This window comes from Paenarthrobacter histidinolovorans, assembly GCF_014647595.1.
Classification (GTDB): Bacteria; Actinomycetota; Actinomycetes; order Actinomycetales; family Micrococcaceae; genus Arthrobacter; species Arthrobacter histidinolovorans.
The window spans coordinates 112,119-136,593 of record NZ_BMPM01000010.1; the positions used below are offsets into that span (position 1 = coordinate 112,119).

Below are 24,475 nucleotides of genomic sequence, written 5' to 3' on the forward strand. Positions count from 1 at the left end.
GCCCGCACACTCGCTAGAGCATGAGCTCCCGGAGCAGCCACCACAGGCCCGCAATCACGACGCCACCAAACAGCGATCCTGCTATGACCTGCCCAAGGGTGTGGGCGCGAAGAACCAACCGCGACCAGCCCACGGCAGGTACCAGGACCAGCAGCGGAAGCCACAGGGGGCCGAACATGAGAATGGTGATGACCACGGCTGCTGCCAGTGCGGAAGCGTGTCCGCTCATCTTCCAAAACGCACTGACTACGGCCAGAACCGCGATGCCCCCGATCAGGGCAATGATCATCACGGATACGCTCACCGGCCCACCCAGCAGCTGCAGCACCAGCAAACCGGCCACCACAGAGAGCAGGGCAACCAGAAGCGCCGCCGGCCTTTGGCGCCGGTCGCTGACATGGTGGTCGGTGATCCGGCCCAGCTTGACCATCAGCAGTACGTAGGCCAGTGGCAGAACGCAAACAAAGAACGCTCCCAGCAGGCCAAACCATATGGTCCCCGGAAATCCGGGTTCGATCGCAGGACTGATCAGCAGCAGGACCAGCACAACGGCCGGCGGCTGGAAAACCTCAGTCAGAACACGGGCAAAAGTCCGCCACGGACCACTCACCAGCTGGGCCGGGGTGTGACCCGCTTCTGTCTTCTGTTCAGTCAAGCAGCAGCGCCGGCTCTTCAAGAATGGCTGCAACATCGGCCATGAAACGCGCCGACAAGTCGCCGTCGACCACTCTGTGGTCGAAGGAGCCGCCGAGGGTGGTAATCCACCGCGGAATCACTTCTCCATCCAGAACCCACGGCTTCTGTTTGATGGTGCCAAAAGCAATGATGGCCACCTCACCGGGGTTGATGATTGGAGTGCCGGTATCGATGCCCAGCGCACCGATGTTGGTGATGGTCAGGGTTCCGCCCTGCATTTCGGCAGGCTGGGTCTTTCCCGCGCGGGCCTTGGTGGCCAGCTCATTGAGCGCCAGGGCAAGTTCCTTGAGGGAAAGGTCCTGGGCATCCTTGATGTTCGGAACCATGAGGCCGCGCGGGGTGGCCGCGGCGATTCCCAGATTCATGAAGTGCTTGATCTGGATCTCTGCACCCCCCTTCCCGTCAGCGTCCTCCACCCAGGTGGCGTTGACGCTGGGGTTGCGGGCCGCCGCCCAAATGACGGCCTTGGCCAGGATGAGCAGCGGAGAGACCTTGATGCCTTCGAAATCACGCGAAACCTTGAGCCGCTTGACGAACTCCATGGTCCGGCTGGCGTCGACATCCACAAAGATACTGACGTGGGGTGCCGAGAAAGCGGAGTCCACCATGGCCTTGGCTGTGGCTTTGCGTACGCCCTTGACCGGTACACGCTCGACCCGCTGGTCCTGCGGCTTCCTTGAGGCACCCCAGAACGTGTCCGCTTGATCGAGCTCGGCATCGCGCTGGGCCTGGTAACTCACCAGGTCCTCGCGGGTCACCTCACCGCGTTGACCTGTTGCGACAACATCGGCGAGGTCGATGCCAAGGTCACGGGCAAACTTGCGTACCGGCGGCTTGGCCAAAACCTTGTTGACCAAACCGCTGATGGTGCCGCTGAAAGCCGCACCGCGGGTGGCAGCCGGCTGCTGCACTCCAGGTGGCAGCGCAGGAGCAGTCGCGGACGGCTGTACGGGTTCGACGACGGCGCGTGCCGGCGTCGTGCGCTGTGAAACCGGCGCTTCGGCTGCTTTCGCTGCCAAAACCGCTTGGTTGTCCTGCACGGTTCCTTCGGCGTTTTCGGCGACTCCGGCAGCCTCAACCACAGCGCCGGCAGGCCGTTTGCGGGCACGGCGCTTGACGGCGTCGGCCTTGGGACCTGAACCGACCAGCGGGCCACCGGCTGGCTGTTCGCCTGCCTCGGCGGTGAGCTTGCCGTACACAGGAGTGAAGGTTTCCTCGGCGGCCGCTGCAGGGGCCGGGGCCTCGGGGGCGGCTTGGGCGTCGCCGTCCTGCCCCTCCGACACAGCGATGATCGCCGTTCCCACCTCGACGGTGATGCCTTCTTCCACCAACAACTCCGTGACCGTACCGGCGAAGGGCGACGGCAGTTCAACGAGGGACTTGGCGGTCTCGATCTCGCAGAGAACGTCGTTGATCGCTACGGTGTCGCCAGGCTTGACCTTCCAGGCAACTACCTCAGCCTCGGTCAGGCCTTCGCCGACGTCCGGCAGGTTGAATTTCTTTACAGTCACAGTGGTCCTCGATTTTCCGGTTACCAGGCCGCGAAGCCGGGCGGATCAGACGGGTTAGTAGGCCAGGGAGCGGTCTAGGGCTTCGAGGATCTTGTCGATGTCCGGCAGGTAATCCTCTTCCACCTTGGCGACCGGGTAGGGCATATGGAAACCGCCCACACGAATTACCGGGGCTTCGAGATGCAGGAATGCCCGTTCGCTGATGCGGGCCGCAATCTCACCGCCGATGCCGCCAAACGTCGGGGCCTCGTGCGCGACGATCAACCTGCCGGTCTTCTTGACGGAAGCTTCCACAGTGTCAAAATCCACGGGGGAGATGGAGCGGAGATCAATGACCTCGACGCTTCGTCCGTCCTCGACGGCAGCGTTTGCCGCGGCCAAGGCCACCGGTACCAACGGGCCGTACGCCACAATGGTGGCGTCGGAGCCTTCCCGGACAACGTGCGCCTTGAACGGGTCTTCCGAAAGGCCCGGGTTCTGGACATCGACCTCGCCCTTGAGCCAGTAACGGCGCTTGGGCTCGAAGAAGATCACGGGGTCCTGGCACTCGACGGCCTTCTGGATCATCCAGTAGGCGTCGTGAGCGTTGGAGGGGGTGATGATGCGCAGGCCTGCGGTGTGCGCGAACAGGGCCTCGGGCGACTCCGAGTGGTGCTCAATGGAACCAATACCGCCGCCGTAGGGAATGCGGATGACGACAGGAACCGTGAGCTTGCCAAGGCTACGGGCATGGATCTTTGCCAGCTGGGTGGTGATCTGGTTGAAGGCCGGGTAGACGAAGCCGTCGAACTGGATCTCGCACACGGGCGAATATCCACGGAGGGCCAGGCCGATCGCCGTGCCCACGATGCCGGACTCCGCCAGTGGCGTATCCAGGACGCGGTCGTCACCGAATTCCTTGATGAGGCCGTCGGTGACCCGGTAAACACCGCCAAGGTGTCCGATGTCTTCACCCATCAGGAGCGATTTGGGGTTGTCCGTCAGCGTTGCACGGAGACCTTCGTTGATGGCCTTGGCAATGGTCATTGTTGCCATCAGTTGGCTGCCTCCTGGTCGCTTTCAAAGCCGGCCGAGTATTCCTCGAACCAGGCCAATTCCTCTGCAATCAGCGGATGTTGCTCGGCGTAGACGCTGGCGAACGCGTCGCGGATGTCGGGGACTTCCAGGCCATGGGTTGTGCTGCGTACATACTTGGCAAGTTCGTCGCCGTCGGCCTTGACCTGTTCGAAGAACGCCTCGTCTGCGAGTCCTTCGGCGCGAAGGTACTTTTCCAGGCGGTCCAGCGGATCCTTTTCCCGCCAGGCAGCTTCTTCGGCCGACTCCCTGTACTTGGTGGGATCATCAGCCGTGGTGTGGGCACCAACCCGGTAGGTGTAAGCCTCGATCAGGACGGGGCCGCGGCCCTCGCGGGCATGCTCCAAGGCCCACTCCGTGACGGCGTGGACCGCAATGACGTCGTTGCCGTCCACCCGGATACCCGGGAACCCGTAACCCTTGGCGCGGTTGGCCAGCGGAACCTTGGTCTGCACTTCGGTTGGCACGGAGATTGCCCAGTGGTTGTTCTGGCAGAAGAACACCACGGGCGCGTTGTAGGACGCCGCGAAAACCATGGACTCGTGAACGTCGCCCTCTGAGCTGGCGCCGTCTCCGAAGTAGGCGATGACAGCGGCTTTGGGATCAGAGGATTCCGTGGCAGCGGCAGACTTCTGGTCCCGCTGGATGCCCATGGCGTAGCCGACAGCGTGAAGCGTTTGGGCAGCGAGTACCAGCGTGTACAGGTGGAAGTTGTTCTCGCGCGGATCCCATCCACCGTTCGACACTCCGCGGAACTGCTTCAGCAGCTCTGCCAGGTCCACGTTCCGGACGAGCGCCACTCCGTGCTCCCGGTACGTGGGGAAGATGTAGTCCTGCGGCTGGCTTGCGTGCCCGGAGCCGATCTGGGCGGCCTCCTGGCCCGTCAAGGGAACCCACAAGGCAAGTTCGCCCTGGCGCTGGAGCGCGGTGGCTTCCTGGTCAAAGCGACGGATCCTGGCCATATCGGTGTAGAACACCCGGAGTTTCTCGGGGTCGATCCGCTTGGCGTAGTCCGAGAAGATCGGGTCCGAACCCAGTGCACCGTCGGGTCCGAGCAACTGCACCATTTCCGTTGGTTCGCCTGGTGCGGCTGCCAACGCGGTTGTCGCCGCGAGAGATTCTTCCGTCCCGGGGGGCAGTTGTGTCGAGCCCATTCCGTCTCCTTGCTTTGCCATGGCTGGTTGCCGGGCAATTCTGTCGCTGGGATATATGCCCGTTCCGGAATGCATTCCGGAACGGGCATATTTTTGGCTTTCGTCCCTTACTTTATCGGCAGTAAGTTCGGTTGGCGCATTTGTTAACCGCTAGGAACCTTGTGGCGCCTTTGTATAACCTGCACAGAGATTCAGGAAACGCGTGTTGGCCTCCACCTCTCCGATGCTGACACGGACACCCTCATTGGCGAAGGCCCGAACTGACAGTGCCTGCTCTGCCGCAAGGGCCGCAAATTCGGCACTGTTCTCGCCCAGATTCAACCATATGAAGTTTCCTTGGGCCTCAGGAACGAACCAGCCCAACTCCCTGAGTCCGGCCGTCACCCGGTCCCGTTCCTCAACGAGGCTTTGTACCCTTTCCACAACCTGGTCGAAATTCTCAATCGAGGTTACGGCTGCCCTTTCGGCAATCTGTGAAACGGCAAACGGCGTTGCGGTGACCCGGAGGTGTTGGGTGAGTGCCGGGCCGGACACGCTGTATCCCACGCGCAGGCCAGCCAACCCGTGTGCCTTTGAGAAGGTTCGCAGAACCACCACGTTGGGATACTTGCGGTAGAGCTTGATGCCGTCAACGGCTTGGGGGTCGCGGACAAATTCCTGATACGCCTCGTCAATAACCACCACTACATGCGGCGGTACCGACTGAATGAAGCGCTCAGTTTCCTCAGCGGTCAGAATCGGCCCTGTGGGGTTGTTCGGCGTGCACAAAAGAATCACCTTGGTGCGAACGGTAACTGCCGCAGCCATAGTGTCGAGATCGTGCCGGCCGTCCGCCAGAAGGGGAATCTGGACACTGGAAGCTCCCGCCAGGCCCACGCAGATGGGATACGCCTCGAAGGAACGCCAGGCGTAGATCACCTCGTCGGCCTTGCCGTCGTCGTTCTGTCCGGCAAACGTCGCAAGGATTTGGTTCAGCGCGCCGAGGCTGCCGGCACCGGTGACGACATCGTCAGCCGGGACGTCCAGAAAGCCTGCAAGAGCGGTCCGAAGCTTCGTTGCCAGCGGATCAGGGTAGCGGTTGATGTCAGCTTGGTCCGCGATCGCCTGCAACACTGCAGGAATCGGAGGCAGCGGATTCTCATTGGACGACAATTTATAGCTGGTAAGGCCTTCAATTGCTGCTGGTGGTTTACCGGCAGCATATTTTGGAAGCCTGTCCACGACCGGTCGAGGGAGTACGCCCTCCGGTGCGTTGTCAGTAGTAGTCATGGCTTCAAGCCTACTTGCACCCCTCTATACGGGCGGAGTGTTGGAGCTATCGCCCAGCCACGGCACAGGTGAGTGTGAAAGCATGGGGCCATGGGTTCATTCATCATTCGCGTCCTCATCAACGGGCTCGCCCTGTGGGTTGCAACCTGGCTGTTGCAAGGCATGGACATCACTACCAGTGCCACGGAGTCAGCCGCCGCCAATGCGGGACTGACGCAGGGCGCTGACACCGTGGGCATAGTGCTGGCGTATTTGTTCATTGGGCTCATTTTTGGAGTGGTCAACGCATTCGTGCGCCCCTTGGTGAGGCTTCTTTCGCTGCCTGTGACCATCCTGACCCTCGGCCTGTTCACTATCGTGATCAACGCGGCGATGTTGTACCTCACTGCGTGGCTCAGCACATTCACCCCCGTACACCTGACTTTGGACTCGTTCTTTTGGACGGCCATCCTGGCGTCGATCATCATCAGCATCATCTCCATGGTGGCCGGACTCATCCCAGGCACCCGTAAGCGCTAGGAATCATCGCGCTCCCGCGGTGGACCGCGATTCGGGAAGGGCAGGCGCCGCAAGTTCACTCCGACGATCGGGACGCGGATCCCGCGTGAGCTTGAACCGGGTGATCTTTGACGCACCGCCGACTCCGACGACTCCGGCGAACGCCGCCGTGGATGCGAGCAACGAAGGATCTTTGCTGGCGCTGACCAGCTCGGCACCTTTCGCATAATTCTCTTGGTCGTGCCCAGGGCCCAAGCCGGGATCTTCTCCCGCGGGGGTCTCAACATGGTCCGTCAGCGTTACCGTCACCCGGTCCTTCGTGTCAGGGTTCATGTGGCCGTCCACCCCCGGAACCCAATCCTGGACGTGTTCCAGATGAAGGGAACTGATGCCAGGCTCAGGGACTATGCCTCCAACGGGAGCGCCGGCAGTGAGCACGAATTTGAGGTCGAACTCGCTAAGGAACGCTTTGTCCCGAGCAAGGTTCATGGCATGGACACCGCCCTGGCTGTGCCCAACTGCCACCACCTGGTCTCCGGTCGCGGCCCCTGCCTCGTGCAGGGCCTGTGCGACTGCGGGGATGACTTCCTCGGAACCATAACCAACTGCTTCGCCGATTCCCTGAATGTCGAGAGGGTTGGTTGAGGGCGTATGAGGCTGTGTGCCCGGAATCAGGACCATCCATGAGGACGAACCGTTGTTGTCGAATTCGATCACCTCAATCTCTCCGTCGTTCCTGGCGTAGACCTTTTCAAGACGCCGGAGACTTTCGGCCATGGAAGGCTGCACGTTTTCCGTTGTTTCGCTGACCTTCGCCACACTGACCGGACGAGGTTGGATCGCTGCCAGGAACGGTGCACCTACCATGAGGCCCACCAGCTGCTCTGCTTCGAGGCCGGGGCTGATTATCAGGTTGAAGATGTCCTCAGTGAGGTCACGTCCCGGGCTGAGGAGGTGGCCCGGATCCGGGAACATCATCGCTCCCGGCACGAGAAGATGGAGTCGGGTATTCAGCGCCTCGGTCATCGCGTAGTCCCGGTGGCTGGCCCGCACGCTTGCACTGACGTCGCCCAAAGCCTGACGCAACCGGCCCACATCCTTCCTGCTTTCGGCCACCGTATTGATGGCCAGGCAGCCCGACTCATAGGAGTCGGAGAGATACGGCGTGAGTGCGTCCTGGACGCGACGGGCCTCTTCTTCGATGCCCAGCAGCTGCACGACAATGTCATCTAGCCAATCGGCTCCTCTTGCAAGCTCTTCCAACTGAAAAGAGATTCCACCAACGCCTCCGCGGATGCCAAGGATTCCGTCGGACGGCGGAGGAGAAGGACTGGGCGCTGCACCGGCACCCACCGGAGCTGCATCGTCCATCAGTGTCCCCTCCCGCCCTGGACGGAAATGTTCTGTGAGTGCCTCAGGACCAACGCGGCGGCACCATCCAAGTTCTCCCGGGCCCGCATGAGGGCAGAGGCGTGGAAGGCGATGGTGGTCCGGTACCCACGGCCGGCCGGGGACTGCCACTCCTCCAGCTGTATCTTCCGCAGGGAAGCAAGGACCGTATCTGCCTGGTCGACGCAGGTCTTCATTCGCCATGCAAGCCGTTGGACTTCGTGGCTTCGGGAGGCGCATTCCGAAGGATCGAAAGTGGGTGGATTGGCTGCAGGCGTCACGCCGAGGCTCATATGGGTGTACTCCAGTGGTCGTTCTGCTGATCGGTAGCCAAAACGCTACGGACGGGCAGAGACAGACGGAAGCATCGACGTCGCGTATGTGGATAACCCGACGGCTCGTCCACATAGCCCCGTCATCGACGCCGGCCTCCGCGCCGGGCATGAAAGAATAGGCACCATGGCTGAATCCCCTCGCGTGTCCCTCGCTTCCGAACCCCTGGCTCTTGGCGCCCTTGACGGCCGCTACCGTGCCGCCGTCGCACCCCTCGTGGACTACCTGTCCGAGGCCGCGCTGAACCGCGATCGCGTTCACGTCGAAGTCGAGTGGCTCATCCACCTGACCAGCCAGTCCGTTCTTCCGGGCGCCGGTCCGCTCTCCGATTCCCAGATTGCCCAGCTGCGGGCCATCGTCACGGAATTCGACGCGTCGTCCGTCGCCGAACTCGCGGAGATCGAAGCCGTTACCGTCCACGACGTAAAGGCTGTCGAGTACTACATCGGCCGCCGCCTGCCCGCCATCGGCATTGAGAACCTGACCGCCATGGTTCACTTCGGCTGCACCTCAGAGGACATCAACAACCTCTCCTACGCTGTGGGAATCAAGGGTGCCGTTGAAGATGTCTGGCTCCCCAACGCGACGGCGCTGGTGAAGCAGATCGAGGCGATGGCGGAAGAGAACCGCTCCGTTCCCATGCTTTCCCGCACGCACGGCCAACCGGCCACACCCACCACGCTCGGCAAGGAACTGGCAGTCGTTGCGCACCGCCTCAACCGCCAGCTGGAACGCATCGCCAAGACCGAATTCCTCGGCAAGATCAACGGCGCCACCGGCACATACGCCGCCCACGTCGCATCTGTGCCCGGCGCCGATTGGGAAGCTGTCGCCAAGTCCTTCGTTGAAGGACTTGGCCTCACATGGAACCCGCTCACTACGCAGATCGAAAGCCACGACTGGCAGGCGGAGCTGTACGCCGACATCGCACGCTTCAACCGCATCCTGCACAACGTGTGCACGGATATCTGGAGTTACATCTCCATCGGCTACTTCCGCCAGATCCCGGTGGCCGGTGCCACCGGTTCATCCACCATGCCGCACAAGGTGAACCCGATCCGCTTCGAGAACGCCGAAGCCAACCTGGAAATCTCCAACGGCCTCCTGGACACCCTGGGCGCAACACTTGTCACTTCCCGTTGGCAGCGTGACCTCACGGATTCCTCTTCCCAGCGCAACATCGGCGTCGCGTTCGGCCACTCCCTGCTTGCGATTTCCAACGTCGCCAAGGGCCTCAAGGCTCTCGACGTCGCCGAGGAAGTCCTGGCCGGCGACCTCGATACCAACTGGGAAGTCCTGGGCGAAGCCATCCAGATGGTCATGCGTGCCGAGGCCATTGCAGGTGTCGAAGGCATGGAGAACCCCTACGAACGGCTCAAGGACCTCACTCGCGGCCAGCGGGTGGACGGTGCCCGCATGCAGGAATTTGTCCAGGGCCTCGGACTCTCCGCTGACGCTGAAGCACGCCTGCTCGCCCTGACACCGGGCAAGTACACGGGCATCGCCGACAAGCTCGTGGACCACCTGAAGTAACAGAGACAAAGCACAGCGTTCGACGACGGCGGGCGGGGCTGGGAGCCTCGGCCCGCCGTCGTGCTTTAACCGGCATCTGGTTTGGCCCGCCGTCGCGAGCAGCCCTGACTTCCGGCCTATGGGCCGTGAACACGGCGTGTCGGGCCGATTCCGCGCCGCTGCGGCTGATTGGCTGGAACCAACCAGGCTGGAACGCGGAACGCAGAACACAGAACGCGGAACGCAGAACGCAGAAAACAGAGCACTGGACGCAATGCGCGGAACACAGGGCCCGGAGGCGGGCCAGACGAAACGACGTGAGGAGCGGAGCACCATGAAGCTCCTGTTGATCAGGCACGGACAAACCCCGGGCAATGTTGCAGGCCAGCTGGATACCGCCTTCCCCGGCCCGGGTCTGACCGGACTTGGGGAGCGCCAGGCTGCAGCCCTTCCGGAAGCCTTGGCGGCCGAAAGCATCGACGCCCTCTACACCTCTACCCTGCTGCGCACCCAGCGCACTGTGCTGCCGCTGGCCAAGGCCACCGGACTGGAACCAACAATCCTGGACGGCGTCCACGAAATCGAAGCCGGCAGTCTGGAAAAGAAGACAGACCACGAGTCGCACCTGCGCTACATGAATACGGTATTCGCCTGGACCGACGGCGACTTGGACGTACGCATGCCCGGGGCGTACACGGGGCACGACTTCTTCGCCCGCTTCGACGCCTCAGTGGAAGAAGTGGCGGCCGCCGGACATGAGACGGCGGTGATCGTCAGCCACGGAGCCGCAATCCGATGCTGGGCCGGCCGCAGGGCTTCAGACATCGACGCCGTGTTCGCCAGAACGCATCAGTTGCCCAACACCGGAATCGTGGCCCTCGAAGGTGACCCGGCAAGCGGTTGGAGGGTGCTGCACTGGGACCAGCTCCCCGTTGGCGGCACGGCACTGGCGGGCCAAAATGCGGAGGACCCCACCGGCGAGGCGCTGTAACGCGGAAGACGGGCAGCATTTCTCCCGACGCTTACGCGTAGGAAACACCACGGTAACCCCGGCTACCTAGGCTTGAGACGCATAGACACCTCCCCGAAACCCGGCGAATTGAGGCATAGATGCAGACCAACCCACGGCTCAACATCCGGCAGGTCACGTGGGCCAACCCCGTAGGCGCCGACCTCCGGGCCGCACAGCAGGCAGAACTGGATTCACGCTTCGGAAGCACGGACCACGAGCCCGGACCTCCCCCATCGGAGGCCGATACCGCAGTCTTTGTGGTGGCATACGAGAAGTGCTCAGGCCAACCGCTCGGTTGCGGGGGCCTGAGGATGCTGGATGAAAAAACGGCAGAGATCAAGCGTCTCTACGTGGTTCCGTATGCCCGTGGTTCGGGAGTGGCCAGCTCAATCCTGGCTGCGCTTGAAGCCCAGGCGCATTCACATGGGTTCAGTGTGATCGCGGCCGAGGCAGGTTCAGCCCAGTCGGACGGCCGCAGTTTCTACGAAAGCGCCGGTTTTGCGGCCGTGCCCAACTTTGGTCCTTATGTGGGTGTCAACGAATCGTATTGCTACTCCAAGCGCCTGGATTCCCACAGTGCTTCGCACACTGCAATGGCGTAAGCAGGCCGGACACCGGCGCAACATCCAGCCGGGAGTTGCGCCGGTTCGATAATCTCGGATTATGGAAAAAGCAGACATCACCTTTCGGACCCGTAAATGGGTACGGCCCGAGGACCTCAACGCCAATGGCACGCTCTTCGGCGGTAGCCTGCTGAAGTGGATCGACGAAGAGGCAGCGATCTACGCCATCCTTCAATTGGGCAACGGCAGGGCCGTCACCAAGTACATCTCGGAAATCAACTTCGTGAGCTCGGCAGTCCAGGGCGACCTCATTGAGATGGGGCTGACGGCCAAGCACTTCGGCCGCACCTCCCTGACCATGCGGGCCGAGGTCCGGAACATGATCACCCGGCAGTCCATCCTGACCATCGAGGAGATCGTGTTCGTCAACCTCGGCGCTGACGGGCGTCCCCAGCCCCATGGCTACACGGAAATCACGTATGACCGCGACCGGATTCCCACCCACCACCTGACCGAGACGCTCGACGAGGACTGAACCACCCGCCGTCGGACGTCCATCAAGAGCTGTTAAACGGGTGCTGGCGGCCGCGAATACGCGGCCGCCAGCTTGTATTTCCGGCGACGGGAGTGAGTGCCGCCGGAACCTGTAGGGCGCCTTAGCGCCGGTCGAACGTCAGCCCGCCGGGCACCTGGAACGTCGGCATGAGTTCGAGCATGCCCACGTTGACGTGGCGCGGCGTTTCGATGGCGTAGTCCAGGGCGTTGACGATGTCGTCCGTGGTCAGCGACTCGTAGCCCTCGTAATAGGTCTGCCAGGCTTCTTCCATGGCCTCGGGGGTGCCGCCCAGGTTGCGGCCGAAGATCTCGGTCTCCACACGGCCAGGGCAGATTTCGGTGACGCGGATTCGCTTGCCGACGGTGTCGTTCCGGAGTTGCCGGGAAATCTGGTGCACGGCGGCTTTGGTGGCGTGATAGACCGTGTGGCCATAGAAGTTGTACAGGCCGGCGATTGAGCTGATGTTGATGACATGGCCAAGATCGCGTTCCACCATGCCCGGCAGCACCAGCCGGGTGAGTTGCAGCAGGCCGCGAAGGTTCACGTCCACGAGTTCATCGATGTCTTCCTCCGAGGAGTCCAGGATGTTGCCCGGCCGGGAAACACCCGCGCAGTTCACCAGGACGTCCACTTTGAGGTTATTGACGACGTCGGCCAGCGCGGCTGTGTCGGTCAGGTCAACGACGTGCGGGACGGCTCCCGTGCGATCAGCCAGTTCGGCGAGGCGTTCCTCGTTACGGGCTACGGCGTGGACTGTCAGGCCGCGCTTGGCGAGGCGCTCGGCGATGGCTGCACCCATGCCGGTTGATGCTCCGGTGACGAGGGCGGTGGTGTAGTCGGAAAAAGACATGGTGTCCTCCAGAAGGTGGGGAATCGGTGGGCCGCAAGTGCGCCGGACCCGCAGGCCCGGCGCACCTGCCGCAAGGTGGTGGCTAGGCGTCGCGGAGCGGTTCGTGGGCACGGTCCTTGACTGTGCTGACCGCGATGAGCGTGCCGAGGGCGGTGATGACGGCGTAGAAAGCCGGCATGTAAATGTTGCCGGTGCTGCCGATCAGCCAGGTCATGAGCAGCGGTGCGGTGCCGCCGAACAGGGCCGAGGAGATGTTGTAGCCGAGGCCATAAGCGGAGTAGCGGACGCGGGTGGGGAACAACTCGACGATCAGGATGTGGATGACTGCGGTGTGGCCGGCGAAAACGATGGCCATGATGCAGGCGCCGAGGATGGCCAGGCCCATTTGGCCGGTCGCTATCAGGGCGTAGGACGGAATGCCGAGGACAGCCATGGCGATGGCGGAGCCGGCAATGACCTTCTTGCGGCCAACACGGTCGGAAAGGGCGCCCATGAACGGGATGGCGATGCAGATGACCACCAGGCTGCAAGCGGTGACGAGCAATGCCTCACCAATGGTGAAGTTCAGTTGCTTGCCTTTGAGGAACGTTGGCATGTAGGAGAAGAGCACGTAGTAGCCGGAGCCGTTCATCAGCGGGATGAAGAGGGCCAGGAGCATGGCACGGCGGTGTTCCTTGGACTGGAAGGCTTCCTTGAGGGGGTTCTTGGAGAGACCGCCCTCTTCCTTGAGTTTCTCGAAGTTGGGGGTATCGCTGATGGCCTTGCGGATGTACCAACCGATGATGCCCATGGGGATGGCGACCAGGAACGGGATGCGCCAGGCGAACGCACCGAAGCCGCCGCCGTCGATTGCTGCCTGGGTGAGCCACGGCGACATGGAGTAAGCCACCAAGGTACCGGTGAGCAGTGCCGCGAACGAGGCAATCTGCGCATACGAGGTGATGATGCCGCGCTTGCCTTCGGGGGCGTGTTCAGCCAGGAAGGTCATGGCGCCGGCAGCCTCGCCACCAACGGAGAAGCCCTGCAGGAGCCGCAGGAGGACCAGCAGAATGGGAGCTGCAACGCCGATTGCCGCGTAAGGGGGAAGAAGGCCGATGCCGGCGGTAGCGACGCTGATCAGGAGGATGACAAAGACCAGTAGCTTCTGCCTGCCGATCCGGTCGCCAAGGTAACCGCAGACTACAGCGCCGAGGGGACGGACAAAGAAGGAGACCGCGTACCCGGCGAACACGAAGAGCAGGGCGTTGTCCGGGTTGCCGGGCGCCAGGAAGACCAGGGCGAGAGTCCCTGCCATGAAGGCGAAAATGCCGTTGTCGTACAGTTCCACGAAGATGCCAACGCACCCTGCGGTGACAACCTTGCGGGTTTGGCGGCCCGTGAGCCGCTCATGCTGCACTGGCGCAGCATTGGTGCTTGCGGTCATGACTTTTCCTTACTGGGATGAGCGTAGCAACGCCTACTGGTTGACGACAGGGTTTTAGCTGCATGCCGCAACTGGTAGGTCCTGCCACTGGGGACGGCATCCGATGCCGAGGAGTCCGAAGACGGTGTGGACGGATTCGCGGAGAGTCTCGAGTTGGGCCCGCGAGCGCCTATGGGCGGCAGTTGCTTCTGCCGCTGTGGTTTTCCGAAAACGGACTTTGTCCCCTGGCCTCGCTTGGGCCAGGACATCCAGTCCGGTGCTGGTAACCACTGCGAGGACGGGATATCCGGCGGTGACGCCGCGTCCCCGGTGCAGTACCAGCAGCTCTTCCCTTGAGGGAACCTCGACGGCGCCCACTGGCACGCCGCGGGAAAGGACCTCACCGCTTGAGGTTCTTTCCGGAAGTTCGCCGCCGAGCCGCAGGCCGATGTGGTTGCTGCGGCCGCTGACGGTGTACTCGGAGGTGAAGAGCAGTTCACCGGATTCGCCAAACTCGGCGACGTCCGGTCCATCGGTCACGTCGACCAACAGGTCTGATCCCATGCTTGGACGCTCAAGTCCCAGCCGGAAAAGGGGAAGGTCGAAGTACGGCTGCCGTACAGGGCCGACGCTCCGACGGGTGACCAGCGTGGTTCCGTCCCGAAGCTGACGCCCGAAGCCCACCACTGTGTCCGGGGCTGCGCTGCCAAGGAGTGTCTCGGCCTCGATGGAGCCATGGATGGCCAGGTAGGCCCGGAGCCCGCGGTGGATACCGCGAATGGAGACTGACTCTCCTGCCCTTACGGAGACAGGCTCCCACTGGCTGCAGGGTCGTCCCCCGACGGTCAGGGTCAGGGGTGCGCCGGTGACCGCGATCAGGACATCCGTGTTCGCGGTCATCCGGAAATCGAGTGCTGTGATCTCCACCAGGGGATCGTTGTCCTGGTTTCCGGCAAGGATGTTTGCCGCCCTCGCTGAATACTGGTCGAGGGCGCCGTTCACGGGAAGTCCGAAGCGGGGGCCGCGTGTCCTGCCAAGGTCCGTCACCACGGAGTTGCCCGGCTGCTGTATGAGGATCCGGCCGCTCATCGCGGACGCTCCAATTCCAGCGGTTCCAAGTCCATGCCCACGAACCCGTTGAAGTCTTCGGTGGCGATCTGCCGAAACCGCAGGATGTCGCCGGGCTTGTAGGGCACCAACGGTTCCTTGCGGATGTTCAGGACGGACAGCGGGGTCTGGCCAATCACGCACCAGCCACCGGGGGCTGATGCCGGAGCGATGACCGCCTGGCGTCCGGCAACTGCCACTGCACCGGCGGGCACGCTGAGCCGGGGATCCTTCAGGCGGGGCACGGGCTTGGGAAAGGCCGGACCGTCCATCATGGGCGAACCTGCGGGAGCGCCGAGGCAGCGCACGGTGTAGGTCTTTTCAGTGTGGAGCCGAATGACTTCCCCGGTAGAAATGCCTTGGTACTGCGCCACGAGTTCCAGATCCGGACCGAAGTCGCCGCCGTAGACCACGGGTACATCGAACTCCCTGGGAGTTTGCACACCCTCCCCGGCGTGGTCCAGCTCCAGCAGCCCAAGCTTGACGAACGCGCGCACTTGGCGGGCCGAGACCAGGATCGGATCGAACTCAACCAGAACAGAGTCATAGGTGGGAACCGCGCCATGAAGACCTTCCGCGCCACAGTTTTCCAGCCAGTCGGCCAAGCGATGAACCGTGAGCCAGTTGTCTTCGCTCGCCTGGGAGATGGCCACGACACGCAGTGCGGAGTCACCGGACTCGTATATCTCGGTGGGGGCCACTGTCAGAACGGACATGTCAGGCTGCCTTCTTCCTGGTATCCATGACCTCGGCCAGTGGGGCGATGCGAACGCCGGCGGAGATGAGCTCGGAACGGATGCGGCTGGCCAGTTCAACAGCGCCGGGGTTGTCCCCGTGGAGGAGGACTGTATCGACGTCGATTTCCATGTCCGCGCCGCCGGCGCAGCGGATCTTGCCTTCAACCACCATGCGAAGCGTCCGCTCCACGATTTCGGCGGGATCGTGCAGCACGGCACCGGGTTGGCTCCGGGGAACCAGTGTCCCGTCTTCCTGGTAAGCGCGGTCCACGATGCCGACGATTGCCACGTCCAGCCCTGCGGCACGGGCAGCAACGGCCAGTTCGCCTTCCTGGGCCACCACAATAAGTTCCTTGTCCACGCGGGCCGCAGCTGTGGCCACTGCCTGGGCGTAATCAGCCCGGACGGCAACGAGGTTGCCAAGCCGGCCGTGGGGCGCGAGGTGCGTGACCTTGGTGCCCTGGAAAGCGGCGAAGCCATTCAGGGCACCCACTTGGTACACGACGTCGTTCTGGACTTCACCGGCCGAAAGGCCCATGTCGCGGCGGCCGAAACCCCGCAGGTCCGGGAAACCCGGATGAGCCCCTATCCCAACTCCACGGCGCACGCATTCAGCAACAGTGGCGGCCATAATGTCCGGATCACCTGCATGGAACCCGCATGCGATATTGGCGCTTGAGACGATCTCAAGGAGTTCGGAGTCATCGCCAATGGTGTAGGCGCCAAATCCCTCTCCGAGATCCGCTACAAGATCAATTACCGGGTTCACGTGTTTCTCTTTCCGTGGTTTTGCGGTGGAATTGAATTCCAGGGAAACGGCGGGTGCTTTCAGGATTCCCCTCCGTTGCCGGATGTTCTTTCCAAAAGTCTCGCACCGGGCAAGCACGTGGCACAAAGACCTAATAGCTATCCCGTAATAGCTCTCCGTTATGACCTGCACCACCCTGTACTGTGGCTTGGGTCCCAACGGGCCCGGATAGAATTTCCCTAACGCATGCCACCCGGGGACGTGGCCCTCCAGGAAGGCAGACTCATGGATACGCGCAAGCTCTCATACTTCGTGCAGATCGTTGACTCAGGCAGCATCACCAAGGCTGCTGCGGCGCTTCACGTGGCACAGCCTGCCCTGAGCCAACAGGTATCGGCTCTGGAAAACGACCTCAAGCAGCGTCTCCTGATCCGCAGCAAGCAGGGCGTTGAGCCCACCGCAGCGGGGCACACCCTCTACCGCCACGCGCAGTCCATTCTGCGATTGGTTGAGCAGGCCCGGCAGGACGTCGCCACCTCCGGCGCAGCACCTTCGGGCCGGGTCTCCATAGCGATTGCGCCCTACAGCATGGCATCCAGCCTGACGCCGCAGATCATCAGCGAAGTCAGCCGGCGCTACCCGGATATCGTGGTGCACCTGACCGAGATTTTCGGTGGCGTGTTGAGCGAAGCCATCAAGAACGGCCGCCTGGACATGGCACTCATCTATGAGCCGGGGAAGATCCGCGGCGTGCAGTTCACCACCATGATCGTGGAAGACCTCCACCTGGTGGTCCATCCCGGCCTGGACGTGAACCACAGCGAGGATACGGTCACGCTTGCGGAAGCCAGCAAGGTGGGGCTCTTCCTTCCGGAAAAGAACCACACCCTCCGCCAGATCATCGAGAAGGGCCTCGCCGGACAGGACCTGCCCCTGAAGCTGGTGGGTGAAGTCGAATCAGTACCGTCCCTGACCCGCCTGATCCGCGCCAACCTGGGCGGCACGGTGCTGCCCAAGTCTGCCGCCGATGCCCTCTTCCCGGACCAGGACTTCAAGGTGTTGCGGATCGTTGAGCCCGGGCTGCAGAGCAAGATCGCCCTCTGCACCCCGGACCATGAACCACTCTCCGAGGCCGCCTCGGCCGTGCTCATGGTGGTCAAGGAAATGCTGCACCAGCAACTGATCAAGAAGTACGGAACGGACCCCGTGCAACTGCCGGCCCATCCATAACAAAGCCTTATCCGGACAGACAGCTTTGGTCTTATTCAAGCCCGTTTTAATTTCCTAATATCGAATCAGTAAAGGAATTCGAAAACAGCTCACGGTCACCGCGGGCACGTTCAAAGGAAAAAACGGTGAAAAAGATCAGCACGACCGGATGGGTTTCAAATCCAACCCGCGGGACGATCAGCGCACGAACCGGATTCCACTGCCCACGGAATGGTTTTTGGCGTCCCATCGGCGGCATTGGCGAGCCACTGTTCGTCTTCGAAGGCAGCTTGATGCCCGCACACTCAGGAAACAGCATCGAGTGGCACCTGGTTGATACCCGCCCCGGCCACTCCGGACTCGACTGAGCGGACCCGCGCCCTTACCGGGACGGATCACGCAACCCGGGACGGACCACGCAAGCCGGCCAGCCGCCGTCGTACTCCCACCAAAGCAGCACCCACTAAGGCGCCTTGCCCGCAGAGACCCAAGAGTCCAGGCAAGGCGCCTTTTCCGTGCCCCCATCAAGGTGCACCAAAAGAGCCGGCCACAGAGTGACCGGCCCTTCAGCAAAGTATCAGTCCTCTACCAGGAGGCCCTTTTCCTTGAGCTTCTCCGTGAGGCCGCAAAGCTCAATGGTGTTGCCGCCGTCGTGGTACAGCTTGATGAGTTCGCGCTCGTGGTCATCGCGCGCCTGGGACAGCGCGATGACTTCCTCGGCCTCTTCGCGGCGGACCACCACCACGCCGTCAGCGTCGCCGCGAAGGATGTCGCCCGGGTAGATGATTTCGTCGCCGAAAACGATCGGGTGGTTGATGGGGCCGAGTGTTTCCTTGACGGTGCCCTTGATGCTGACGCTGCCGGAGAAAACGGGCAGGCCAAGCTCGATCAGGTCCTGGGTATCGCGCACACCGGAATCGGTGACCATCGCCGCGATGCCCTTGGCCTTCATGGCGTTGCCCAGGACGTCGCCGAACGTGCCGGCTTCGGCCATTTCCTGCGCACCGACCAGAACCACATCGCCTGCCTGGGCGTAATGGATGGCCACCTGGAGCATGAGGTTGTCCTGCGGCGCGCAGGCAACCGTGACAGCCGGGCCGCAGAAGGACATGGTCCGATCGATCGGCTTGATCCTGGAGCTCAACGCGCCGCGCCGGCCCTGGGCTTCGTGGATCGTGGCGGAGGAGAACTTGGCGAGGCGGCTTACGACATCAGCGTCGGGGCGCTCGAATTTGGTCTTGACGTGGATCATTGGGGTTCCTTTAGTTGAGGGCGTTGACGGCATCGCGGATCGCGTCCACGCCGGCGTTGATGGTCTCCAGCGAGGTAGCAAAGGAGATCCGGAAGTAGGGGCCCAAGCCGTAGGCCGAGCCCTGGATGACGGCCACGCGGGCAGCGTCCAACAGGTAGAGCGTGAAGTCCTGGTCGTTCTCGATGACCGTTCCGTCGGGCGAGGTCTTGCCGATCACGCCCGAGCAGTTGACGTAGGCGTAGAACGCACCCTCCGCGGGCGCCACGGACAGGCCGTTGATGCCGTTCAGGCCCTCGACGGCGGCGTCCCGGCGTTTGCGGTAGACCTCCACCGAGTCGCGGACGAAGGACTGGTCACCGTTCAGCGCCGCCACTGCGGCGGCTTGGCTGATTGACGATGGGCACGACGACGTCTGCGACTGCAGCTTGTTCATGGCGGCAATCAGGGGCGCGGGTCCCACCCCGTAGCCGAGCCGCCAACCGGTCATGGCGTAGGCCTTGGAGACGCCGTTAACCAGCAGGATGCGGTCCTTGAGCGCCGGTGCTGCGGTGACCAGGCTGGTCACGCGGCCATCACCGAAGTGGACTTCATCGTAGATCTCGTCGGTGAGGATGAAAACGTGCGGGTGCTCTTCCAGCACCGCGGCGAGCGCTTGGAGTTCCTCGCGGGTGTAGACGGCGCCGGTCGGGTTGGACGGGGCGTTGAGGATGAGCCACTTGGTTTTGGGGGTGATGGCCTCTTCCAGCGCGGCGGGTGTGAGCTTGAAGCCCTTATCTTCACCGCACGGGACGGTCACCGGGGTGCCGTCGTTGGCGAGAACCATGTCCGGATAGGACACCCAGTACGGGGCCGGGACGATCACTTCGTCGCCCTGGTTGAGCGAGGCCATCAGCGCCACGTACAGGACCTGCTTGGCGCCCCCGCCGATGGTGAGCTGCCCGCTCCCATAGCGATGACCGGCGTCCCGCTCGATCTTGTCCAGGATGGCGGCCTGCAGCTGCGGCGTGCCGGTCACTGAGGTGTACTTTGTCTGGCCGTCCTTGATTGCCTCAATCGCGGCGGCCTTAATGTGCTCAGGGGTGTCGAAGTCCGGCTCGCCGACGGTGAGGTCGATGATTTGGACGCCTTCGGCTTTCAGTTCGCGGACGCGGGCGGCCGCGGCGACGCTGGCTGAGGCCTTGATGCGGCTGACCCTCGACGCCGGCAGGAACTCGGACATGTCTCCTCCAGGAATATGGAACCGGGACGCGCGGATTCGCGAATCCCTTTTTCGAGACTAGGGACAGCAAGGGTGCTCTGGATAAGACCTAATGTGCGTGGATCCATAAGGGACCCTTATGGCCAGGGTCCAACCCCACATCCATGCATTTTGCTTATGGGTTCACGCGGTATTGGTATTTCCACGGTCGGATGAACACTGCCTAGATTCGAGGGGTCAGCAGCGCCAGTTCCGAAACCGAAAGGGAGCTACATGCCAACCCCACCCGGCTCAGCCCCCACCGTTTCTCCCCAAGGACGTACCTCCAGCGGACGGTACACTTACCGGGCCAAGGCACCACGTTCGCAGGCCCCGAATCACGCGGAACACGCCAAGCTCGCGCATGCACTGGGAGTGCACCGCCAAGTCCTGTCCCATGCTGCCAGCGCCATCCGGTCACTCACTGCCGCCAGAAACGAACTGATCGCCCAGGCCCTTGAAGACGGGCTGACCTTGACCACAGTTTCGGCCCTCACCGGAGAGAACCTTCGCGCCGTCCGGACCATCGGCTTGGCTTATGACGACCTCCACCCGAGCGGCCTCCCCCGCAGTGCCCAGGTGGCTGCCTTGAAACAGAAAAGCGAGGAGTTGAGGGAGGCCGGGAGGCATCGCGACCGGGTAACGGAACGTCGCGAAGCCCTGATCGCGATGGCCTTGCAAAACCACGTCTGCGACGACCTCGAACTCGCCTCCCTGACCGGTCTCACCCCAGACCACATCCGCCGGTCAACCCGGGGAATTCCGCGCCCGCCCCAAGCCCACCGTTGAACCCCGCAGCCGTGCAGGGTAGAACGAAGAGATGACCAATGACGTGAACTCATGGATGGACCGCTACGAACGCGCCTGGACCTCGAACGAGCCCGACGACATCCGGGCTCTCTTCACCGAGGACGCCGCCTACTACGACAAACCCAATACGGCTAAACCATGGAATGGCCACGAAGAGATCGTCAAAGCGTGGTCCGAAGCTGGTGACAAGCCGGAGGACTGGACCTTCGAGTGGACGCTCTTGGGCCAGGACGGGGACGTGGCTTTCGTCCAAGGCGTGACCACGTACCTGAATGGTCAGCCGACGTACGACAACCTCTGGGTCATCCGTTTCGCCGAGGACGGCCGCGCCCGTGAATTCACCGAGTGGTACATGGCGCGGAAATAGCCCTACCGGGGCTTGGCGGGAGTCACCAGCACGTTGTCGTGGATCCGGGTCCACCCCTGGTATCTCTGCTGGCTGGCGTCGACGCCGTCATTGAGGAGCTTCGCCTCTGAACCGTCAAACACAGTAAGGGTGAGGATCTCCTCACCTGTGGCGACCGCCGCGCAGCCCGCCCTCCACCGCTCCGGCAGTCCAACCGGTACCGCATACAGGCAAGCAGACCCGCCTGTCTTGCTTTTGGCACCGTAGTACTTCACGTCTTCATGAGTAGCCAACAAACGCGCCGAGCCGGGCTCTACGTCAAGATCCACGCCGGACAGGCTCACCGGCTCCGGCAAAGTGTCCTCCGCCGTCGCCTCCCGCTCCAGGGCTTTCGGCCCGGCCGGGACGGAACAACCGGCAAGCCCCAGCACGGCAACGAAAACCAAAGAAACTACTACACGACACTTCATCAGCTCTGCCCCCTCAGGCTTCGATTGCATCGAGCCTAGCCCATGGCAAGGGTCAGTAGCTGTCACGCTCCGCCACTTCAGGCACGGGGATGAACGTCTTGGCGAATCCCTCCGAGGCGCGGGCCAGCACGGCCACGTCGGCGCCGACCAGCACAAAGGAGGCACCGGCGTCGAGATATGCACGGGCGGTGTCCGGGTTGAAGGCGTTCACCCCGGCCGGTTTCCCGGCCGCCTTCGCGGCCTCGAGGCAGTGCTCGACGACGGCCCGCACCAAGGGATTCTCCTGCTGGCCCAGCAGGCCCATGGACGCGGCCAGGTCCGAGGGTCCGAGGAAGATGCCGTCCACGCCGTCGACGGCCAGGATCTCCTCCACAGCCGACGCCGCGGCCTCGGATTCGATCTGGACCGTGAGGCTGATGGACTCTGATGCGGACCCGAGATAGTCCGGGACGCGGTTCCATCGTGAGGACCGGGCCAGGGCGGATCCGACGCCTCGAACACCATGCGGCGGGTAGCGAACGGCCGCAACCGCAGAGGCTGCTTCGAACGCCGAGTTCACCATGGGGACCATCAGGTTCTGCACGCCCAGGTCCAGGTACTGCTTGATGATGACGGTGTCGTTGACGGGCGGCCGGACCATGGCCTGCACGGGATAGCCGCTGACAGCGTGGAGCTGCCCGAGGATGGATTCCAGGCCGTTGGGGCTGTGTTCGGCGTCAATCAACACCCAGTCCAACCCGGACCCCGCGCAGATTTCCGCCACCAGCGGGCTGCCGGAACACACCCACATCCCTGCCAGCGGCCGGCCGGCGTCCGTGAGGGCCGAATAGAAGGTAGGGCTCAGCTGAAGAGACATGTCACAACTCCCAACGGTCCGTAGTCCGCGTGCACGGTATCACCTTTGTACACCCAGAGGGGCCGGGTAAACGAGCCTGCCAGGATGATATCTCCGGCCTTCATCGAATCTCCGTGGGCAGCGATTTTGTTGGCCAGCCAGTGCACGCCGTTGGCCGGGTGGTCGAGGACTCCGGCTGCCACTCCGGTCTCCTCGACCGTCTGGTTTTTGTACAGGATGGCGGACACCCAGCGGAGGTCGACGGCGTCCGGCCGCACCGGGCGGCCACCCACCACCATGGCGCCCATCGCGGCGTTGTCCGAGATGGTGTCCACGATGGTCCGGCCCTCCATCTCAATCCTGGAGTCCAGGATTTCGAGGGCCGGAACCACGTAATCAGTGGCGTTGAGGACGTCGAAAATGGTGCAGCCCGGGCCCTTCAGGGCGGACTTGAGCACGAACGCCAACTCCACCTCGACCCGCGGGTGGGTGTACTTGTCCCATTCCACGGAGCACCCGGTTTCGAGGACCATGTCATCGAAAATGGCGCCGTAGTCGGGCTCGGTGATACCCGTGGCTGCTTGCATGGCTTTGGACGTGAGGCCGATCTTCCGCCCCACCAACGTGCGTCCGGCTTCCTCGTTCCGCCGCATCCAGAGCTGCTGCACGGCGTAGGAATCCTCCACCGTCATGTCGGGGTAGCGGGCGGTGAGGCGCGGCACCGGCTTGCGGTTCCGGCCGGCTTCGAGGAGTTCGTCGGCAATGGCTTCGATCGTCTTCGCGTCCAGCATGGTTTTAGACCTGCGCTCCCAGTTTGAAGCCCTCGGCAGCCTCGCCGGATGCACCTTCGGGGCGGGTGTAGGAGAATCCGTCGGCACCAACGGTGACAGCCATTTCGGACTTGTCTTCGCGTTCGATGATGGGCTGCGGGTTGCCGTCCAGGTCCAGGACCAGGGAAGCCTCGGTGTACCAGGACGGGACTACGGGGTTGCCCCACCAGTCGCGGCGCTGGTTGTCGTGGACGTCCCAGGTGACGGTGGGGTTGTCGGGATCGCCGGTGTAGTAGTCCTGGGTGTAGATCTCCACGCGGTGGCCGTCCGGGTCCAGGATGTAGAGGTAGAAAGCGTTGGACACACCGTGGCGGCCGGGCCCGCGTTCGATGCGGTCGGAGATGCGCAGGGCGCCCATCTTGTCGCAGATCTGGATGATGTTGTGCTTCTCGTGGGTGGAGAAGGCGATGTGGTGCAGGCGGGGGCCGTTGCCGCCGGTCAGGGCGGTGTCGTGCACGGTCTGCTTGCGGTGCATCCACGCGGCGTACGTGACGCCGTCGGAGTCCTTGATGTCTTCGGAGACGCGGAAGCCGAGGTCTTCGAGGTACTTGCGGCCGCGGGGGACGTCCGGGGTGACCTGGTTGAAGTGGTCCAGGCGGACCAGCTCACCGGCGGAGTAGAGGTCGTAGCGCTGGGTGAGTCGTTCGACGTGCTCAACGTCGTAGAAGAATTCGTAGGGGAAGCCCAGCGGGTCCTCCACGCGGACGGAGTCGCCCACACCCTTGGTGAAGCCTTCCTTGCGGCGCTCAACACGGCAGCCCAGCTCGCGGTAGTACGCCTCGGCGGCATCGACCTCGGCCGGGGACTTCACGCGGTAGGCGAAGGCAGCGGCTGCGGCAACGGGTCCCTTGCGAAGGACCAGGTTGTGGTGGATGAACTCCTCGAAGGAGCGCAGGTAGATGGTGTTCTCGTCCTCTTCGGTGACGTGCAGGCCCAGGAGGTCCACGTAGAACGCGCGGGACTTCTCCAGATCCGTGACTACGAGTTCCAGGTACGCGCAGCGGACGATGTCCGGCGCCGGGACCGTGGGCGTGGGGATGGGGCCGGTGAAAGGGTTGCTCATGATGGTCTCTCT

27 protein-coding genes are annotated in these 24,475 nt (G+C 63.0%); 8 read left to right on the forward strand and 19 right to left on the reverse strand.

Annotation, left to right across the window (positions count from 1 at the left end):
* Positions 1-13: 13 nt before the first annotated feature.
* The 5 genes from IEY62_RS19285 to IEY62_RS19305 form a co-directional block, all read right to left on the reverse strand.
* Positions 14-610 carry a phosphatase PAP2 family protein gene (locus tag IEY62_RS19285; protein WP_189021046.1) on the reverse strand — a complete coding sequence of 199 codons (597 nt, stop codon included), beginning with the start codon at positions 608-610 and terminating at the stop codon, positions 14-16.
* A gap of 37 nt (positions 611-647) precedes the next feature.
* Positions 648-2,207, reverse strand: a complete 1,560-nt coding sequence (locus tag IEY62_RS19290) for a dihydrolipoamide acetyltransferase family protein (protein WP_189020918.1) — start codon at positions 2,205-2,207, stop codon at positions 648-650.
* A gap of 54 nt (positions 2,208-2,261) precedes the next feature.
* Entirely contained in the window at positions 2,262-3,242 is a 981-nt protein-coding gene (locus IEY62_RS19295; protein ID WP_189020920.1) for an alpha-ketoacid dehydrogenase subunit beta, read from the reverse strand.
* On the reverse strand, positions 3,242-4,435 hold the full coding sequence (gene pdhA / locus IEY62_RS19300) for a pyruvate dehydrogenase (acetyl-transferring) E1 component subunit alpha (RefSeq protein ID WP_189020922.1): 1,194 nt from the start codon (positions 4,433-4,435) through the stop codon (positions 3,242-3,244). The genes IEY62_RS19295 and pdhA overlap by 1 nt, the downstream gene beginning before the upstream one ends.
* 150 nt (positions 4,436-4,585) lie before the next feature.
* Positions 4,586-5,704, reverse strand: coding sequence for a histidinol-phosphate transaminase (locus tag IEY62_RS19305; protein WP_189020925.1), 1,119 nt, complete (start codon positions 5,702-5,704; stop codon positions 4,586-4,588).
* Between the two features lie 90 nt (positions 5,705-5,794).
* Here IEY62_RS19305 and IEY62_RS19310 point away from each other — a divergent pair, with 90 nt between their 5' ends.
* Positions 5,795-6,223, forward strand: coding sequence for a phage holin family protein (locus IEY62_RS19310; protein ID WP_189020927.1), 429 nt, complete (start codon positions 5,795-5,797; stop codon positions 6,221-6,223).
* Between the two features lie 3 nt (positions 6,224-6,226).
* Here the strand turns inward: IEY62_RS19310 and IEY62_RS19315 are convergent, their stop codons facing one another.
* Entirely contained in the window at positions 6,227-7,573 is a 1,347-nt protein-coding gene (locus IEY62_RS19315; RefSeq protein WP_189020929.1) for a hypothetical protein, read from the reverse strand.
* Entirely contained in the window at positions 7,573-7,884 is a 312-nt protein-coding gene (locus IEY62_RS19320) for a hypothetical protein (RefSeq protein WP_189020931.1), read from the reverse strand. The genes IEY62_RS19315 and IEY62_RS19320 overlap by 1 nt, the downstream gene beginning before the upstream one ends.
* Positions 7,885-8,050: 166 nt before the next feature.
* On the opposite strand from IEY62_RS19320, the gene purB reads away from it, so the two are divergent.
* The 4 genes from purB (at position 8,051) to IEY62_RS19340 (ending at position 11,546) form a co-directional block, all read left to right on the forward strand.
* On the forward strand, positions 8,051-9,457 hold the full coding sequence (gene purB, locus IEY62_RS19325; RefSeq protein WP_189020933.1) for an adenylosuccinate lyase: 1,407 nt from the start codon (positions 8,051-8,053) through the stop codon (positions 9,455-9,457).
* Between the two features lie 313 nt (positions 9,458-9,770).
* Complete coding sequence (locus tag IEY62_RS19330) at positions 9,771-10,427, forward strand: histidine phosphatase family protein (RefSeq protein ID WP_189020935.1); 657 nt, start codon at positions 9,771-9,773, stop codon at positions 10,425-10,427.
* Between the two features lie 119 nt (positions 10,428-10,546).
* Positions 10,547-11,050: a GNAT family N-acetyltransferase gene (locus IEY62_RS19335; protein WP_189020937.1), complete on the forward strand. Its 504-nt coding sequence runs from the start codon at positions 10,547-10,549 to the stop codon at positions 11,048-11,050.
* A gap of 61 nt (positions 11,051-11,111) precedes the next feature.
* On the forward strand, positions 11,112-11,546 hold the full coding sequence (locus tag IEY62_RS19340) for an acyl-CoA thioesterase (protein WP_189020939.1): 435 nt from the start codon (positions 11,112-11,114) through the stop codon (positions 11,544-11,546).
* A 121-nt stretch (positions 11,547-11,667) separates the two neighbouring features.
* On the opposite strand, the gene IEY62_RS19345 is transcribed toward IEY62_RS19340, so the two are convergent.
* From IEY62_RS19345 to IEY62_RS19365, 5 genes are all read right to left on the reverse strand, one after another.
* Positions 11,668-12,417 carry an SDR family oxidoreductase gene (locus tag IEY62_RS19345; RefSeq protein WP_189020941.1) on the reverse strand — a complete coding sequence of 250 codons (750 nt, stop codon included), beginning with the start codon at positions 12,415-12,417 and terminating at the stop codon, positions 11,668-11,670.
* An 82-nt stretch (positions 12,418-12,499) separates the two neighbouring features.
* The gene (locus IEY62_RS19350; RefSeq protein WP_189020943.1) at positions 12,500-13,840 is read right to left on the reverse strand and encodes an MFS transporter; all 1,341 of its coding nucleotides are present in this window, start codon (positions 13,838-13,840) and stop codon (positions 12,500-12,502) included.
* 54 nt (positions 13,841-13,894) lie between these two features.
* The gene (locus IEY62_RS19355) at positions 13,895-14,908 is read right to left on the reverse strand and encodes a 5-oxoprolinase subunit C family protein (RefSeq protein ID WP_189020945.1); all 1,014 of its coding nucleotides are present in this window, start codon (positions 14,906-14,908) and stop codon (positions 13,895-13,897) included.
* Positions 14,905-15,642, reverse strand: coding sequence for a 5-oxoprolinase subunit B family protein (locus IEY62_RS19360; RefSeq protein ID WP_189020947.1), 738 nt, complete (start codon positions 15,640-15,642; stop codon positions 14,905-14,907). Before IEY62_RS19360 ends, IEY62_RS19355 begins: the two co-directional genes overlap by 4 nt.
* Position 15,643: 1 nt before the next feature.
* Positions 15,644-16,432, reverse strand: coding sequence for a LamB/YcsF family protein (locus IEY62_RS19365; protein ID WP_189020949.1), 789 nt, complete (start codon positions 16,430-16,432; stop codon positions 15,644-15,646).
* A 264-nt stretch (positions 16,433-16,696) separates the two neighbouring features.
* Here IEY62_RS19365 and IEY62_RS19370 point away from each other — a divergent pair, with 264 nt between their 5' ends.
* The gene (locus IEY62_RS19370; protein WP_189020952.1) at positions 16,697-17,641 is read left to right on the forward strand and encodes a LysR substrate-binding domain-containing protein; all 945 of its coding nucleotides are present in this window, start codon (positions 16,697-16,699) and stop codon (positions 17,639-17,641) included.
* Positions 17,642-17,687: 46 nt separating this feature from the next.
* Here the strand turns inward: IEY62_RS19370 and IEY62_RS19375 are convergent, their stop codons facing one another.
* From IEY62_RS19375 to IEY62_RS19385, 3 genes are all read right to left on the reverse strand, one after another.
* On the reverse strand, positions 17,688-17,939 hold the full coding sequence (locus IEY62_RS19375) for a hypothetical protein (protein WP_189020954.1): 252 nt from the start codon (positions 17,937-17,939) through the stop codon (positions 17,688-17,690).
* Positions 17,940-18,197: 258 nt separating this feature from the next.
* On the reverse strand, positions 18,198-18,872 hold the full coding sequence (locus IEY62_RS19380) for a 4-carboxy-4-hydroxy-2-oxoadipate aldolase/oxaloacetate decarboxylase (protein WP_189020956.1): 675 nt from the start codon (positions 18,870-18,872) through the stop codon (positions 18,198-18,200).
* A 10-nt stretch (positions 18,873-18,882) separates the two neighbouring features.
* On the reverse strand, positions 18,883-20,091 hold the full coding sequence (locus tag IEY62_RS19385) for an aspartate transaminase (RefSeq protein WP_189020958.1): 1,209 nt from the start codon (positions 20,089-20,091) through the stop codon (positions 18,883-18,885).
* Between the two features lie 252 nt (positions 20,092-20,343).
* Between IEY62_RS19385 and IEY62_RS19390 the strand changes: the two genes are divergently transcribed.
* Both IEY62_RS19390 and IEY62_RS19395 read left to right on the forward strand, forming a co-directional pair.
* Entirely contained in the window at positions 20,344-20,898 is a 555-nt protein-coding gene (locus tag IEY62_RS19390) for a hypothetical protein (protein ID WP_229785463.1), read from the forward strand.
* A gap of 31 nt (positions 20,899-20,929) precedes the next feature.
* On the forward strand, positions 20,930-21,286 hold the full coding sequence (locus tag IEY62_RS19395; RefSeq protein ID WP_189020960.1) for a nuclear transport factor 2 family protein: 357 nt from the start codon (positions 20,930-20,932) through the stop codon (positions 21,284-21,286).
* A 2-nt stretch (positions 21,287-21,288) separates the two neighbouring features.
* Here IEY62_RS19395 and IEY62_RS19400 read toward each other — a convergent pair whose 3' ends face one another.
* From IEY62_RS19400 to hpaD, 4 genes are read right to left on the reverse strand one after another with little or no spacing between them, the layout of a single operon-like run.
* A complete protein-coding gene (locus tag IEY62_RS19400) occupies positions 21,289-21,735 on the reverse strand; it encodes a hypothetical protein (protein ID WP_189020962.1) in 447 nt (148 codons plus the stop codon).
* A 52-nt stretch (positions 21,736-21,787) separates the two neighbouring features.
* Positions 21,788-22,591 (reverse strand): aldolase/citrate lyase family protein, encoded by an 804-nt coding sequence (locus IEY62_RS19405; protein WP_189020964.1) that lies wholly within the window; start codon positions 22,589-22,591, stop codon positions 21,788-21,790.
* Positions 22,576-23,361, reverse strand: coding sequence for a 2-oxo-hept-4-ene-1,7-dioate hydratase (gene hpaH, locus IEY62_RS19410; protein WP_189020966.1), 786 nt, complete (start codon positions 23,359-23,361; stop codon positions 22,576-22,578). The genes IEY62_RS19405 and hpaH overlap by 16 nt, the downstream gene beginning before the upstream one ends.
* A gap of 4 nt (positions 23,362-23,365) precedes the next feature.
* On the reverse strand, positions 23,366-24,463 hold the full coding sequence (hpaD, locus tag IEY62_RS19415; RefSeq protein WP_014923129.1) for a 3,4-dihydroxyphenylacetate 2,3-dioxygenase: 1,098 nt from the start codon (positions 24,461-24,463) through the stop codon (positions 23,366-23,368).
* Positions 24,464-24,475 lie beyond the last annotated feature (12 nt).